Annotated in this window: 11 protein-coding genes; 6 read left to right on the top strand and 5 right to left on the bottom strand. The window is 38.2% G+C overall.

Translation table 11 applies throughout. The features are described 5' to 3' along the window. Positions 1-84: 84 nt before the first annotated feature. Positions 85-897 carry an AraC family transcriptional regulator gene (locus PSF31_RS15700; protein ID WP_096864925.1) on the bottom strand — a complete coding sequence of 271 codons (813 nt, stop codon included), beginning with the start codon at positions 895-897 and terminating at the stop codon, positions 85-87. A 101-nt stretch (positions 898-998) separates the two neighbouring features. Here PSF31_RS15700 and PSF31_RS15695 point away from each other — a divergent pair, with 101 nt between their 5' ends. The 3 genes from PSF31_RS15695 (at position 999) to PSF31_RS15685 (ending at position 9211) form a co-directional block, all read left to right on the top strand. Then, positions 999-1919 carry a DMT family transporter gene (locus tag PSF31_RS15695; RefSeq protein WP_036957974.1) on the top strand — a complete coding sequence of 307 codons (921 nt, stop codon included), beginning with the start codon at positions 999-1001 and terminating at the stop codon, positions 1917-1919. Between the two features lie 355 nt (positions 1920-2274). Beyond that, on the top strand, positions 2275-6939 hold the full coding sequence (locus PSF31_RS15690; protein ID WP_232062894.1) for a tetratricopeptide repeat protein: 4665 nt from the start codon (positions 2275-2277) through the stop codon (positions 6937-6939). 235 nt (positions 6940-7174) lie between these two features. Next, complete coding sequence (locus PSF31_RS15685) at positions 7175-9211, top strand: hypothetical protein (protein WP_164561093.1); 2037 nt, start codon at positions 7175-7177, stop codon at positions 9209-9211. A gap of 75 nt (positions 9212-9286) precedes the next feature. Here PSF31_RS15685 and PSF31_RS15680 read toward each other — a convergent pair whose 3' ends face one another. Further along, positions 9287-10711: a sensor histidine kinase gene (locus tag PSF31_RS15680; RefSeq protein ID WP_096864920.1), complete on the bottom strand. Its 1425-nt coding sequence runs from the start codon at positions 10709-10711 to the stop codon at positions 9287-9289. Next, entirely contained in the window at positions 10708-11376 is a 669-nt protein-coding gene (tctD, locus tag PSF31_RS15675; protein WP_004257247.1) for a transcriptional regulator TctD, read from the bottom strand. The genes PSF31_RS15680 and tctD overlap by 4 nt, the downstream gene beginning before the upstream one ends. 309 nt (positions 11377-11685) lie before the next feature. Here tctD and PSF31_RS15670 point away from each other — a divergent pair, with 309 nt between their 5' ends. Genes PSF31_RS15670 through PSF31_RS15660 form a run of 3 tightly spaced genes read left to right on the top strand, consistent with a single transcriptional unit; the run spans position 11686 to position 14620 of the window. Then, complete coding sequence (locus PSF31_RS15670) at positions 11686-12660, top strand: Bug family tripartite tricarboxylate transporter substrate binding protein (RefSeq protein WP_004257243.1); 975 nt, start codon at positions 11686-11688, stop codon at positions 12658-12660. An 11-nt stretch (positions 12661-12671) separates the two neighbouring features. Further along, positions 12672-13103, top strand: a complete 432-nt coding sequence (locus tag PSF31_RS15665) for a tripartite tricarboxylate transporter TctB family protein (RefSeq protein ID WP_094962691.1) — start codon at positions 12672-12674, stop codon at positions 13101-13103. An 11-nt stretch (positions 13104-13114) separates the two neighbouring features. Next, complete coding sequence (locus PSF31_RS15660) at positions 13115-14620, top strand: tripartite tricarboxylate transporter permease (protein ID WP_096864919.1); 1506 nt, start codon at positions 13115-13117, stop codon at positions 14618-14620. Between the two features lie 354 nt (positions 14621-14974). On the opposite strand, the gene PSF31_RS15655 is transcribed toward PSF31_RS15660, so the two are convergent. Continuing rightward, positions 14975-15790 carry a hypothetical protein gene (locus PSF31_RS15655; protein WP_164561094.1) on the bottom strand — a complete coding sequence of 272 codons (816 nt, stop codon included), beginning with the start codon at positions 15788-15790 and terminating at the stop codon, positions 14975-14977. 169 nt (positions 15791-15959) lie between these two features. After that, a complete protein-coding gene (gene fabB / locus PSF31_RS15650) occupies positions 15960-17174 on the bottom strand; it encodes a beta-ketoacyl-ACP synthase I (RefSeq protein ID WP_096864916.1) in 1215 nt (404 codons plus the stop codon).

Here is a 17174-nt window from a genome sequence, read left to right as displayed (position 1 = left end):
TGTTGTCCCAATCAATAACTTTTTTGTATTGTGTCGTTATATAGATAAGTGGAACAATATTTTGCCACGGTTTAAGCCAGATGCCTATGAGAGGTTGCCTTCTACGTCAAATTCTTTCGCTCGAAAACGGTCTGGTGTGACACCTGATATCTGCTGGAACATCGCAATAAAGGCGGATGCCGAGCTATACCCAACATCCAATGCGACTTCATGGACACTTTTCCCCTTTTCTAACCCGGCAACGGCATGTAAGTATCGCAAGCGTTGACGCCATTCACTAAACGGCATACCTAATTCTTGCTGGCAGCGTCTTGATAACGTGCGTTCCGATGTATAATAGCGTTTTGCCCATTGTGCTAACGTCGTGTTATCGGCTGGGTCGCTTTGTAACTCTAATAAGATTGGGGCAAGAAATTTGTCTTTTGAAATAGGCAAATAAGTATCTTGGCAAGGGGACAATGGAAATTGGTCAATCAGCACATGAGCCAAACGTAAGTCTTGCTCTGTTTCAGGCTGAACAATACCGCGTTGGTACATATCCGTCATAATTGATTGAAATATAGGGCTAAGCTTAATCACACAAGGCCGCTGGGCAAGCACTTGGTTATATTCATGAGAAAAATCGATGATCCGAAATTTGACACTTTCTTTATTAAAGCTAGCATGGGGAATGTTCGCTGGGATCCAAATGCAAAACTCTGGCGGCGCTAGATAATGTTGACCAGCCACCTCCATTTCCATAATGCCACAGACCACATACAGCATTTGCCCAAAAGGGTGTGAATGGGATTTATACTCAGTGAGGGCTGCGGTTTGCTCGTGCCGAAAAGCCACCAATTCAGGCTCTGCGATATTACATTCACTGATTTGCCAAATGTCTGATTTTAAGTTTTCCATGGTTCCTGTCTGAAAAGCGTTATCGATTGTCTGGTTATCAGTATATATAAAAAATCGGACAGATGTATACTAGCGCCCATTCAATATGGGAGAATGTTTTAATGAAGAATCTTCTTTTTCCGCTGATTGCGGTTTTATTATGGTCAATTAATGCCATTGTTAACAAAGCGGCATCCACTGCCATTGACCCTGCGGCAATCTCATTTTACCGTTGGGCATTAGCATTTCTAGTCATGACCCCTTTCGTATTACGTTCGGTGCTTCGAAACTTTAAAACGGTTATGAAACATTGGTGGCAACTCGCCATTTTAGGCGCGCTAGGGATGATGCTATACCAAAGTTTAGCTTATTATGCCGCACACAGTGTAAGTGCAACCTTTATGGGAATTATGAACTCCATGATCCCATTACTAACAGTAATTATTAGTATCTTTGTGCTACGCGTTATTCCTACTGTGGGGATTATATTAGGCTCAATTCTTTCATTATGTGGATTAGTATGGTTAGTGAGCCAAGGAAGCCCAAGTGCGTTATTTTCTCAAGGCTTAGGTCAAGGGGAAGCCATGATGTTGGTTGCGTCCGCTGCATACGCCCTGTACGGTGTTCTGACTAAGCGTTGGTCAATCCAATTATCTAGCTGGGACTCGCTATACGTTCAGGTTTTCTTTGGCGTTATCATGCTACTCCCTAATTTCTTGCTAGCTGAAGATGTCTCTCTGAACAGCCAAAATATCGGTTTAGTGGTATTTGCGGGGATTGCCGCCTCCATTGTTGCTCCGGCATTGTGGATCCAAGGTGTTATGCGCCTTGGTGCGAATACAACCTCTATTTTTATGAACCTAGCTCCCGTTTTCACTGCCATTATCGCTATTTTCGCCTTGGGTGAAGAACTTAAAAGCTACCATTTAATCGGTGGTGGTGTGGTATTACTCGGGGTAATGTTAGCGCAACAATTACGTACACCACTGACAGAATTATTCCGCCGTGAAAAAAAGGTGGTTCAAGAAGATTCTTGCCAGTAGAATAGAATTACAAAAGCAATAAATGCAATGTCGTCACTCATATGCCCCACTTTGTGGGGCTATGTTTGAAATCCTCGCCGTCCCTTCGTTTATTTCCCTTCATATTCCTTACCATTAATACTTTGTGACATTTTAAATCCCTCTCAAATCACCTTTAATTCGCCCACCATTGATATGATTTATCGAATTACCGTTTTTCAGATAGAGGATAATCCGATTGAATCTTCTGGAATTCCAATTAGACTTAAGCAAAATCAAATACCCCTTTAGGAGTATTAACTCCACTCAATAAGCCGTGATAATGCGATAAACCTAAATGGATCGTGGCAAGTAACCACCATAATAAGGAATGACAATGACTAAGCCGTTCAAAGTTGGGTTGTTCATATTGATAATAATTGCTGTAGCCATTGGCATTTATTTCGTCAATACCACCAACTCATCCTCTCCCTCACAATTAGGCTACGACTTATATCAACAAGGTGAATCTCAAGCTGCATTTGAACAATTCCAAAAAAACGCAGATAAAGACTCACAATCCGCTTTTGCCTTAGCCATGATGTATAAAGAGGGTATTGGCACAAAAGCCGATGATGTGGCAGCCCAAAACTGGCTAATTAAAGCGGCAGAGGCTAACAATAAAAATGCATTATATAACCTTGGCTTTTTTCGTTATAAACACCTAATAGAAGACACTTCTACTGATGAAAACGGTTTAATTTCTTTAACTAAAGCGGCTGATCTCGGTGTCAAAGAAGCACAAGAAATGGTTGGAGGTATTTATTTATCTGATAAATACGAGCAAGTTCCACAAAATATCGAACTTTCTCGCCAATATTTTACGTTGGCTTCTGAACAAGGTTCAAAACTGGCAAAATTTGCTTTGGGCTATATCGCTCATGACTTTGAAAATGACAGTAAGAAAGCCGTTGAAATATTAACGCCGCTTGTCAGCAACGACTTTCCCTTACCCGCGATGTTACTCGCGTCGATATATGAAGAAGGTGGTAACGGCGTACCACCAAATCCGCTGTTAGCCAAAAAATATGAACGCCTCTCTTTTTCCTCTGCATTAGAATACATTTCTGACGCAAGTGAATTAGAGCCAGGGGCTTTATCATTGTATGGTTCACAAACAGAAGAAGAAAAACAAAAAGTCATCACTAATTTAGAAGAACGTGCGAGTCGTGGTGATGAGAACGCCATCTATGCTTTGTACCAAAAATATATGACCGGCGATGGCGTGCGGAGAAATAAAAACCGTGCGATGGTTTACCTGCGACCGCTTGTGGAAGCTAAACATCCTAAAGCCTTATATTTAAATTACAAAGCTGACACCGACCGCATTCAGGATTTAACTGATGCCGCTGATGGCCAATACCCTCCCGCGATGTATCAAGCCTATAACGTGTATTCTGGCCGTACATTTAGCGATGTTAAGCGAAATGACGCTTTAGCTGAAAAATATCTCACCGCAGCCGCAGATCTTGGCGACTTAAACGCACTTGTTACCATCAACGAGAGAGCAATCTCCAGTTACGATTTTCCAAACAAAAAACTGAGTGATACTGTCGCTAAATACACCCCTATTTTAATGGAAAAATACCCGAACTCCGCAGAAGCGTTAGTGGTAGCCAGTGATGTTTATAGTGTTAAAGGTAGCCCATTATTTTCACCAGAAAAAGCCTTCGCTGCTTTAGAAAAAGCAAATCGCATAGACCCCACTTATGATGCTCAGATGCAATTAGCGCGTTATTATATTAATGCTTTTGGTACTAAGCAGGATGTGCAGAAAGCCGCTAAATTACTCATCGACAACCTTAATGAAAACGATTACCCATCAACGGCCGATCGCTTATTAGTTCAAGTATATTATCGCTATGATATTAAAGCACTTATCGATGAGAAAACGATTGTCGATATCCTCAAAAACGATGTCATTAAACGCGAAAATTACGCCTTAGCTTATTTGTATGCTGACTATTTACTAAAAGAAGACGCCGAGAAAAATAGTGATCAGGCCTTTGATTTATATGAAAAATCAATCAAACAAAATTATAATAGCCAGGTTTATTATGCTGCTGCATTATTAAAATACCGGCCAACAGAAACCAATAAAATAGCTAACCTGATAGTCAATGTGCTCCATTCACCTCAAGCACAAGCCGAATTACTTCCAAGTCAGTTACAAATCGCTAAAGATATTTTATTAAAAACAGGTTTAAATCGCGCTGACACAAAAGCGTTATTAGTCAAAATGGCTTTATATGAAAACCATACTGAGGCTCAGAAATTAATTGAACCACTGATTAATAAAGATGCTGATATCACCTATTTATATGGGATAAACAAGCTCACTCAATTAACTAATGTTGATACCTTAAGTGATGCTGAAATAAAACCATTGTACGATTATATTTTAAAAGCTGCAGAATTGGGTAGTGCATCTGCTTATTTATATATTGCGCAAAACCTTGATGGCGTTACTTATCACAATGATAAGGCGTATTACAAATCTCGCTTCCAGCAAATTACTGGGCTTACCGCAAAAGATTTAGTTCCTCAATATAAAAAATGTGCGGCACTCAAAAATAACCGCTGCTTATATGAATTAGGGGAAATATATCAAGAAGGTAACTACGGCGAAGATGCCAATTATGATACCGCCCTTTTCTATTACAATCAGATTTCTGACCCTGATTTTAGCTTTTTAAAATCACGTAAAAGAGAAATTGAAAAAGCCAAAGCTTCATTTGCCAATATTCAACTAAAAGCGAAACAGAATGACCCTGATGCGTTACGTACGCTCGCCAATGCTTACAAATATGGTAATTATGGGCAAAAAGTCGACCAGAAAAAATGGCTTGAATATTTAGAGAAAAGTGCAAAATTCAATCAAGAAAGCGCACTTGAAGAACTCATTGATTATTACCAACAGGATCAATATCTCAATGCAAATAAAGCAAAAATCTTAGGTTATTACGACCAATTAGCAGCGATTGGCAGTAAAGATTATACCCGTAAACTGGCACATCAGTATTTAAATGGCAGCCAGCTTGTTGAGCCTAATCGACAAAAAGCACGTGAGTATTACCTTAAAGCAGGAAGCTGGGGCAATGAATTCATCAAATATATGGATGATTATGACATTGGCATGAAAATGCTCAATGAAAGTCCTTCCGCAAAATACAAAGTGGGCCGAGCTTATTTCTATGGCCAAGGTGTCAAGGAAGATCGCCTGAAAGCGGCTAAATACCTGAAACAAGCGAGTGATGAAGGCAATGATCACGCAATCGCTCTCTATAGTGAGATGCGATATATGGGCGTGCTAAATGAAGAAAAAAACGCTTGGGTAATGGAACCTGACTGGGATGAGGCCATCGTTTATTTACGTAAACATTCGAATCCCAAACGGGTTGATGATTATATTGAAGTCTATGAAACTCTCGTTGTTCCTGCCAAAAAAGGCGATACCTCTGCTTATATTAAACTCGGGGATTGGTATAGTTCACGCGGCCAAAATCTCGCGGCGCAAGATTGGTATAAGAAAAGTATTGAAGCGGGCAACTTAGCCGCATATCAACCTCTGGATTCCGTGACTGAAGATAGCCAATCAAAACGTCAAAATTATATTGATGGCACAGCGAAAGGTGACCTATTTTCTAAAGTTCAGTTAGCCCAAACTTATTTATATGATAGCGAAATTGTTTCTGGCTCTCCTGAATATGATTTAGCCATTCAATATCTACAAGAAGGTATGAAATCAACCGATGAGAAGCTTTCTAATAATGCCTTCAATGCACTGGTTGATTTGTATCGAGATGGAATTAAAGATAAAAAAAGAGAGCTTAATCGCCCTAAAGACGAACAAAAATATTTAGCACTGCTGCTAAGTGAAGAAAACACGCGTACCAAAGCTTTAATTAATCTGTATTACTATTACGTAAATAGTGATAACGCTAAAGCCTTAACTTATTTACAACAAGCTTACGATAAAGGTGATTTAGCCGCAACGGAGAAACTCTATCAAATCTACTATCCTGGCCAATATTGTGGAAACAGCGATAATGTGGATATGGATAAAGCAAGCCGGTATTTGAAGGAATGGATTGAAAAAAGCAATTTCCAGAAAAATACCGACAAACACTATATTCATTATCCAGAAAGTCTTTCCAAAGAGATGGGAACCCTCTATTTAAAAGGCGATTGTGATATTGATAAAAATATCGACAAAGCCATCGAATGGTATCAAATTTCGTTAAATTACCACCCAACTCACGCACTTGATGCAATTTATCAGGCTTATGTAGAAAAAGGCGATGCCAAGCAAGCCTATTACTATGCATTACAACTTGATAAAAAACCAAGTTCTATTGAGCTAATGGATAAACTTTCAGCTCAAGATAAACAAGAGATTGAAAAACAAGTTGCCGATGAAAAAGCCTACGAGAAATATGGCCGTTTTGCCGAGCAAATTGAAAAGCAGCGCGTCGAAGCTGAGGCTGGCGACAAAATGTCAGCCTTCTCATTGGGTGTCGCTTATGCACGTGGTGAACGTGTGCCTGAAGATACCCAAAAAATGATCTATTATTATGAGTTAGCAGGGAAAAATGGCTATCCTCGCGCTTATAATATTTTAGGTAATCTTTATCGTAAAGATAATGAGCGCGGTATAGAAAAAGACTTCCCGAAAGCGCTTTATTATTTTGATTTAGGCGCACAACAAAATGACAGTAACACTGCTCATTTAGCTGGGGATATGCTCTATTTTGGCCAAGGAGTGCCAAAAGATTATGTCCGCGCAGCAAAATATTACGATATAACAGACCTTGAACAAGGTACTCACCATGCGATGGCAAAATACAAACTTGCTTATATGTATTATAACGGCTGGGTCGGTACCAAAAGTAAAGACGAAATCCAAAAAGCCCATGATTACCTTGAACTTGGCGCAAAATACCAAGACAAAGACTCAATCAACGCACTAAAAGAGTGGGATTTTAGTCTAATTAACCAATAATTGAATTATAAAGGCGCTAACTTTCTTTAGCGCCTTAACCTATCAACAATTATCATTTTTATATCTAAATAAAACAATATTATTCCCTCCACTTATGAGATTGCTAATAATTTAAATTATATTAATCGCATTTTTATATAAAATAAAAATTAGTCCATCTCCTATTGTTATATTATATTTTATTGGCATTTGCAGATATGCAGATTTCAATAATCATTAACATGGAGTGTTTACTATGAGTTCTACATTTAATAAAAATCGGGCATCATTAAAAAGTATAAAAAACCAAAACATATTTAAAGAAATAGACTATTCAGCAACCTTATCAATTAGAAAGAAACCATCAATAAATGTCGTTTACCTAGAAGGGGTATATAAGCACATAAGCAAAAAATCAGAACACAACAAAAAAATATTTAATAATTTGTTAGCTAAAATTGATAATTTAAAAGATATATTTAAGATGGGTAAATCTGATGAATGGTACAAATTACAAGAGTTAGAACTTAAACTTATCGAACAAGCTGACAAGCAGACAAAAAACTTTGAAGTATTACAAAAGTTACATAGTAAACACACAAAAATGGAAAATTATTATACATTACCTATAACCTCGTCATCTATTAAACTTAATACCTTCGACTTAATTGAGCAGTATAAAGCAGACTTATTAAATCTACTGAGTAATATGAGAGAGAAATTTATCTTACCTGATAACATTTCTTATCACAAGAACCCGATTATTCAAAATGCTATAGGCACAGAACTTGATCAGTTTAATTCTAATCTAAACGATAGCCATCAATTGTCTCAGCAATACACACAGAAAATGACTGAAAATGTGCAAAATAGGTTTTTACTCATGGAAAAAACATTCTATGCAGAAGGTCATATGAATGATTTATATACCGATGCCAAGAAAAGTAAAAGCAACATAGAACAGCTGCTAAAAGCACTTAATAACAATAGCATAATGCATTCAACAAGTAATCATACAGTCGATAAGTTAATAAAATGCACAACAAAGTTAAACACCCAATATACAGAAATTCAATATTCACATGATAATTTTGATAAAATCAAAAACTTTGAATACTTAGATGATATTCATAACCACTTTGAACAAGATAAAGGCTTTTACCTTAATTATCAGGAGAGTGACTACCAAAACAATAAAGAGTTTAAATTACTAACTGAGTTAAACCAGTCAATTAGTAACTTAAAAAAAATAAAAATTAATGCTAAAATAAAATTGTATAGTCATATAGAACCAATTAATGAAATATTTACACTTAACCCTAAAAGAGAAACAAAACACTCAAAAAATATTAACGAAAAGTTAGAGAAACTATTCAACCAAATTGAGTCACGTATCAACATAGAAATAAAAAAAGAAACAGGTTTATATTACGACCAGTCTACATATTTAATTAATAGATCCCAGTTAGAAAAAGACATATTGAGTGTAAAAGAAAATTTAGCAAATTATATTATTGAAAATAGTACGTTAGCTCAAGAGAAAAAAACTCATGATAGCATTGAAGAATTAACAACTCAGTTTCATGATGAATTCCTTAGAGCAAAAACACTCCAAAAGTTTGTTAATTTAGAATTAAACAATCACCTTCACCAATTTAATCCTCCAAGTAAAATAGTCTCTTATACTAATAACTTTGGTGATAAAAAAAATAACATATATATGCTAGCAGTAGAAAAAAAACTATTAAAAAATGAATTAAATAATTTAATTTCTAACATTCATATAAAGATTCCTTTAAAATCAACTTCGTATGCTGTTGATGAAGATGCATATTATCAAACAGTTAAAGGAAAAATGTATACATTATTAGACTTAACTGAACAGTTAGGGAGTTTAACTAAAATGTACAGTTCAAAAGAACACTCAGAGATACTAGAATATATCAATGATATTCATTCTTTAGAAAAACAAATTGTTCAGACAGAAAAAGAGATTTCTCAATATATTTATACTCATTCAGAAAATAAAGACAAAAAATCAATTTCCTCAGAAATAACACCATTAATTATTGAAATCATGAATAAAAAATCAAAAATAATGTCAATTGAAACTCGCATTAACGAGGGAGCTGATGAAGTCAATTTCACTGATGGTAATGGAAATAATAAAGACTTTGAATCCTTATTATCATCTATCATTGCTGAATTCCCACAAGATACAATAATTAGCGATGTATACGACCAACCATTGCATAACAAATCAATGCCTGTATTTATCCCATTACGGGATTAACACGTATCTTTATTTTCACTAGATTTGTATTTTACTATTATTGAAACCACCTACTGAATTAGGTGGTTTCTGTTATCATGGTGCTTGGCTGGCTTTAAATGCGATTCTAACCAATAATCCTTTAAGTAATTTACTTTTTAATAATTGAGGTTCAGAGCCATGATAACTAGCAATATCTTTCACAAGCGCCAGTCCAAGCCCTGCTCCTTCCTTACCTAACGCATTATTTAAACGAGTAAACGCTTCCATCGAACGATTTATTTTCGCATCTGGGATCCCAGGCCCAGAGTCTTCAACCTCTAAGACCCAATGAAGATGGTCATCACTGCTGACCACACGAACAGTGACCACCCCATTTGCAGGTGTGTATTTAATCGCATTATCAATTAAATTTGCACACATCTCTGCTAATAAGATAGGCTCGCCTTTAATCCATGCCGTTTCCGCACCTTCATAACCTAAGTCAATATTTTGGCTTTCAGCTTGAGATAACCGAGTAAAACACGCTTGGTGAACAATATCCACTAAGTTTATAGCACGATACTGTGTAATGGCTTCTTTTTCATGGGCTTTCAACCGCGATAGCTGCAAAAGCCTATCAGTCAAAATGATCGTATTATCGAGGGTTTTATTGATGGCTTGTAAACTCTGCTGCCGTTGAGTTTCATCCGTACTATTAATCGCGACAGAAACCTGAGTTTTAAGAACGGTTAGGGGTGTTTTAAGCTGATGAGATGCATCGGCACTAAACCGCTCTTGTCGTCTAACCATCCGCTTTAAGCGGGAAATATAACGGTTTAATGCATCAATTAATGGCGATAAATCCGACCATGGCAGTAAATCTGGTAAGGGTGTTAAATCATTAGCAGAACGGCCTAACATTAAGTGAGATAATCTTTTCAACGGTGCCAGCAGCTTACTAAGTAGAATATAGGCAAGCACCATGGTTAAAAGTACCACGGTACCTTGACTCATCAAGGCAGAAATTAGTAATTGATTAGCGAGATCTTGCCGCGAATAGACCGTTTCCGCAACACGAATTTCAACCATCCCAGTGATGCCACCTTCATTAATCGGTTGATAAAACGCAGCAATACGAATAGGTAAGCCTTTGTACTGCGCATCATAAAAATAAACTAGCGCAGTATAATGTTGTGAACGCATCCAATAAGGGGGAATTGGCGGTAAGTCGTCATAACCGGAGATAGTTTCACCGTCAGGGGAGATAACTTGATAAAAAATTCGGTCATTATTATTTAATTCGAAACTATCGAGCACCACATAAGGCACATTCACCGAGAGGTGCCCATCAACCACTTGCAAGCGTTCTGCAACTGTTCGAGCTGACGCTAATAACGTTCGATCATAGGCTAAATTTGCAGCATTTTTTGCACTGTAATAGTGGGTATAAACCGAAAATCCCCCCAACAAAATGAGGGGGATACCGAAAAAGAGCAGTAACTGATGAAAGAGAGAGCGTGGATGAGCGACTAATTTCATACACTACACTGCTCTAATCGGTATCCCAATCCGCGTAAGGTATTGATGTTAACATCCGAACCGGCAAGTTTTTTTCTTACACGGTGAACATATAACTCAATACTTTGTAAATTGGCTTCATCTGACAGCGAAAATACCTGTTCAAATAATTGCATTTTAGAAACAGGCCGACCTCGTCGATGAAATAGGGTGTTTAACACCGCATATTCCCTTGGTGTTAAGCCTAGCGGCTCTTCGCCTAATAAAAAATAACCGTCCTCATGGTAACTAAGTAAACCAAACTGTTGTGACTCATTAACTTGCCCTTGACTACGCCGCAATAAAGCACGAAGACGCGCTTCTAATTCCGCAATATCGAAAGGTTTAGTCAGGTAGTCATCAGCCCCTGCATTTAGCCCTTGTACACGGTCGGCTACGTCGGAATTCGCTGTTAGTAACAATACGGGGGTTTCTTGATGCCGTTTGCGCATTTGCGCCAATACCTCAAGCCCACTCATTCTAGGTAGTGATACATCTAACACGACTAATTCATAGCGTTCAGTTTGTAATAGCTGGTCTGCTATCGCACCATCACTAGCAAGATCAACCGCAAACCCAGATGACGATAAGGCCTTCTGTAACCATAATGACAACTCGTCATGATCTTCAACCAATAAAATTCTCATTCCGCATACTCATTATAATTATTTATCAGTATACGTTGGCATTCCATTGAATGAATGGAAAGCAAATGTGCACATTTTTACTGTGTCCATCACAACTATTGCTAACAAACACTATTAACGTGATTAATTTAACATTAAGTTAACATAACAAAAAAGTAAAAATACAAAACAATCTGATATATATCACATAAAAATAATAATATTTGTTAATGAAAGGTAAATGAAAGCTTCATCGGACAATGATGCCATACCAGCACAACAAGCAGTAATAGTATATACCTCTAATTATTGTCTTAGTAAGGAAAAATAATGAAAAAATTCACCCAAACGGCCTTAGCAACAGCAATATTTTTAGTTGGCATCAATCAAGCAAACGCCCTACCCGAACGTACAGAATGTATTGCCCCTGCCAAACCTGGAGGCGGTTTTGATTTAACCTGTAAGTTAGTACAAGTATCTCTTCTGGAAACCAAAGAAATTGAAAAACCAATGCGCGTAACCTATATGCCAGGCGGTATTGGTGCCGTTGCTTATAACGCCATTGTCGCACAACGTCCTGCAGAACCCGGCACCATTGTTGCTTTCTCAGGAGGCTCCTTACTCAATCTCGCACAGGGAAAATTTGGTCGTTATAACGAAAACGATGTTCGCTGGCTCGCCAGTGTGGGAAGCGACTACGGTATGATAGCCGTACGTGCCGACTCACCTTATAAAACCCTGAAAGATTTAATGGATACCTTCAAAAAAGATCCTAACAGCATCGTATTTGGTGCGGGAGGGTCTATTGGCAGCCAAGATTGGATGAAAACGGCCTTATTAGCCAAAGCCATTGATATAGACCCACGAAAAATGCGCTATGTGGCCTTTGAAGGCGGCGGTGAAACCTTAACTGCACTACTGGGCAACCATATCCAAGTCCTTTCAGGGGATATCAGCGAAATGACGCCGTATATCAATGAAGGTAAAATTCGTATCCTTGCTGTCTACTCAGACAAACGCCTTGGGGATGGTTTATCAGATATCCCAACAGCAAAAGAGCAGGGTTATGACATTGTTTGGCCAATCATTCGTGGTTTCTATATGGGGCCGAAAGTCTCCGATGCTGACTATAACCAATGGGTCGAAGCCTTCCAAAAACTGCAACAAACCGACGAATTCAAAAAACAACGTGAACTGCGTGGTTTATTTGAATACAACTTAACGGGGCAAGAACTCGATAGCTATGTCAAAAAAGAAATCGAGCAGTATCGTGAACAAGCCCGTGCCTTCGGTTTAGCCAAATAACGGAGTAAACGATGAGCCAACGCATATTTGCCATAGTTTGGCTAATACTGTGTGCTATCGGAATTTATATTGGTTGGGGGATCCAAAGTGAGTTCAGTTATGAACCACTGGGCCCCCGCCCTTTTCCGGTTGTCATACTCTCCTTAATGGCGCTTTGTGCCCTTGCCTTATTATTTGGCAAGCAAGAAGCCGTTGAGTGGCCAAAACCCTATGTATTACGTCGTTTAGTTTTATTAGTTGTTGCACTTGTTATTTATGCATGGGCTTTTGAATGGTTAGGGTTCCCGATTGCAACCAGCTTACTCACCATCAGTATCGCCCTGCTATTTGGTGCGACACCTATCGCCGCGATTATTTCGGGCCCGGTCTTAGGTATCTTTTTGTTCTATGCCTTTGATAAATGGCTAGATGTAACCTTGCCTATTGGCAGCCTGCTAAGTTAAGGAGCGAAATCATGGAAACTTGGATGTATCTATCGCAAGGTTTTGAGGTCGCACTGGTTCCTCAAAATATCTTGATCGCCTTAATTGGCTGTTTTATCGGTACAATCGTGGGTATGCTTCCCGGCCTTGGCCCAATTAATGGTGTCGCTATTTTGCTACCATTGGCCTTTGCCCTGAAATTACCCGCCGAGTCCGCATTAATTTTACTCGCCACGGTTTATTTAGGTTGTGAATATGGTGGGCGAATTTCATCTATTTTACTTAATGTCCCCGGCGATGCCGCAGCAATCATGACCACGCTAGATGGTTATCCTATGGCAAAACAGGGAAAAGGTGGCGTTGCGCTCTCTATTTCCGCGGTCAGTTCATTTATTGGTTCAACGATTGCAATTGTAGGGATAATACTATTCGCTCCTTTGCTTGCCCAATGGTCACTCGCCTTTGGTCCTGCCGAATATTTTGCCTTAATGGTTTTTGCCATTGCCTGCTTAGGTAGCATGATGAGCCAAAACCCAATCAAATCACTATTGGCTGCATTAATTGGTTTATCACTCGCCACTGTGGGAGTGGATGCCAACTCTGGGGAATATCGTTTTACGTTTGATAGCGTACATTTATCGGATGGCGTGCAGTTTATCGTCGTGGTTATTGGTTTATTTTCTGTTAGTGAAATTTTATTGATGCTCGAAGGCACTGCAACAGGCCAAGGTCTGATCCGTAAAACAGGCAGAATGCTATTCAATCGCAAAGAAGCCAAAGCATGTGCTGGCCCTGCTTTACGCTCTTCATTCATCGGTTTCTTTGTTGGCGTTTTGCCGGGAGCGGGAGCCACCATCGCCAGTGCTATCACCTACATGACTGAAAAGAAAATCAGTGGTGAAAAAGGCGACTTTGGTAATGGTGATGTGCGTGGTGTTGCCGCACCAGAAGCGGCCAATAATGCCTCTGCGTGTGGCTCATTTATCCCTATGTTAACCCTTGGCGTTCCAGGTTCGGGGACAACAGCAGTCATGATGGGCGCACTAACGCTCTATAATATCACCCCAGGCCCAGGTATGTTTACAGAGCAGCCGGATATTGTTTGGGGGTTAATTGCCGCTCTGTTGATTGCTAACGTGGTTTTGCTCATCATGAATATTCCATTAATTGGCTTATTCACTCGCATGTTAACGGTTCCGTTATGGTTTTTAGTCCCTGCTATTGCTTGCATTTCTGCTGTCGGGGTATATGCCGTTCATAGTACGACATTTGATTTATTACTCATGATGGGGCTTGGCGTATTTGGGTTTATATTACGTAAAATGAACTTCCCACTTTCACCATTAATTTTAGGGTTTGTATTGGGCGAAATGTTAGAACAAAACTTACGCCGTTCATTATCCATCAGTAATGGTAATTTCGATATTCTTTGGAGCAGTACGATTTCCCAAAGTTTATTAATTCTAGCGGTATTAGTGCTAATTTTGCCACCGATTGTAAAACGCATTCGTAAACATAGAAAAATTTCTGCACAATAGCGAATTTATACTTTTTTTTAAAAAATTTGCCCCAAATATACTTTGGGGCTTTTTAGTCGCTAATTTATTCATTTATTAACACATTGTTTTACGCTTAATTTTTTTAATATTTCCTCATCTTGACCAACTATATATACAGGCCGTTTTTTCGTTAAAAATACAAGTGAGTTATTGCAGTTTTTTATTTTAAAAATCATATTGCTGAATTTTTTAACGCCGTGATTAACCAATCCTTTACTTAATATTTTTAAATCACCTATCAACATTTTCAACCTTATCATATTCATTATACTCCAAAAAATTATTAGTTACTTGAATCCGTTGAAACTACTTAATTTATCGTATTATTTACATTTATACATTGAGACTTTTATACTGTTTTAAAAACTCATCTTCAATTAAGATATTATTCTTAAAATAATCCTTTCTTCTAACATAAGCATTCTCTAGCATTTTAAATAAATCTCTTTTAATTCCAATATATTTATTATCAATTGTCGATATTGAGCTAAAAACACTTTTATAAGGGAAGCTATCATTACCAAATAAGCTACTCATAACCGTATCACTCAAATTATCATACTGGATATCTAGTTTTATTGTCGCATTTTTTAAATTAGTATTCGTAAAGTTGTAATCAACATCTATTTTAACTGGGATGTTAATTTTCGTATTTTCAGCATTGGCCTCAGAAAAATTAGCTCTTAACAAAGGGATGTTATTACTTGTTTCAACTACTGTGTTCGACAAATCTGAGCCTGAGAAATCAATATTTGCGCTACTAACATGAATATTTCTATTATAGGTACTACCAAGAAGAAGTTTCACCATGCTTTCCGCAGTTATTTTTTTATTCGAATGGTCATAGTAGGCTGCAAGCATATCGAGTTTATGTTCTGATTTGACGTGTAATAGATGACTACTATCACTATTTTTCGATTTGTCGGTATTTATATCCACTAGATAATTTAAAATTTTAATTTGCTTTGTGATTTTCTCTTTACCTTTTCCTTCAACATCCCACCCATATCGGTTGTATATGTTACTTATCTTAGAAAAAGCCATGTTAAATACATTTTTTTTATTCGCTTCGGAGCTATTTTTAATATAGACTTCAAGCATCTTTGTCGAACTATTACTCATTGTGTAAAAGAAATTTTTAATACTCATAAATTTTTCCTATATCAATTAACTTTGTTTATTTGCCATATACTCCCATATTCAAAATATTAATTATTTAATAAAACAACGATAGTGTACCTATTCTATTGATTTCATATATATAAAAAAAAACGAGAACCGAAGTTCTCGCTTATTTAATTAGTTTTCCTGATACAAATTATGCTTTGTATTTGCTCATCACTAATGTGGCGTTAGTTCCACCGAAACCGAAACTGTTAGACATGACTGTTTCCAGCGCTTGTTCGGTTGGTTTAGTCACGATATTCAAGCCAGCAGCTTTCTCATCTAGGTTTTCGACGTTAATGCTTGGCGCAATAAAGCCGTGTTCTAACATCAGTAAGCTATAAATTGCTTCGTGAACACCCGCAGCACCTAATGAGTGACCACTCATTGCTTTCGTTGCTGAAATTGCTGGAGAGTTGTTACCGAACACTTCTTGAATCGCTTCTAACTCTTTCGTGTCACCCACTGGCGTTGAGGTACCATGTGTATTGATGTAATCAATTTTATCAACACCTTGCATCGCCATTTGCATACAACGAACCGCGCCTTCACCTGAAGGAGCAACCATGTCTGCACCATCAGATGTTGCACCATAGCCCACAATTTCAGCATAGATATGTGCACCACGCGCTAACGCATGCTCTAATTCCTCAACAACAACGATACCGCCGCCACCTGCAATAACGAAACCATCACGGTCTTTGTCATAGGTTCTTGATGCTTTGTCTGGCGTCTCATTGTATTTAGTTGACAATGCGCCCATTGCATCAAACTCACAGGTCATTTCCCAGCTCAGTTCTTCACCGCCACCAGCGAAAACAACATCTTGCTTGCCTAATTGAATTAACTCAACCGCATGACCAATACAGTGTGCTGATGTTGAACAAGCAGAACTGATGGAGTAGTTTACACCTTTGATTTTAAATGGCGTTGCTAAACAAGCAGAAATACCCGATGCCATTGCACGAGTCACCATGTATGGGCCCACACCACGTAAACCTTTAGCACGCATACCGTCAGAACCTGCAACTTGGTTACGTGGAGAGCCACCACCAGAGCCAACAACGATACCTGTACGTAAATTTGAAACTTGTTCTTCTGTTAAACCTGAATCCGCAATCGCTTGTTCCATCGATAAATAAGCATAGGCGGAGCAATCACTCATAAAACGGAAAATTTTGCGGTCGATTAAATCTTTTGGGTCTAAATTTTTAACATTACCCCAGACATGGCTACGCAGCCCTGCCTCTTTGAATTCTTCTGAGAAAGTGATCCCGGAACGACCTTCCTTCAGAGAAGCCAGTACTTCTTCCTGGTTATTACCAAGGCTGGAAACAATACCTAGACCAGTGATGACTGCACGCTTCAT

The sequence above is a fragment of the Providencia sp. PROV156 genome (assembly GCF_028480905.1).
Lineage (GTDB): Bacteria > Pseudomonadota > Gammaproteobacteria > Enterobacterales > Enterobacteriaceae > Providencia > Providencia hangzhouensis.
Note: the sequence above shows the minus strand (reverse complement) of the source record. Positions and strands in the feature narration are given on the sequence as shown.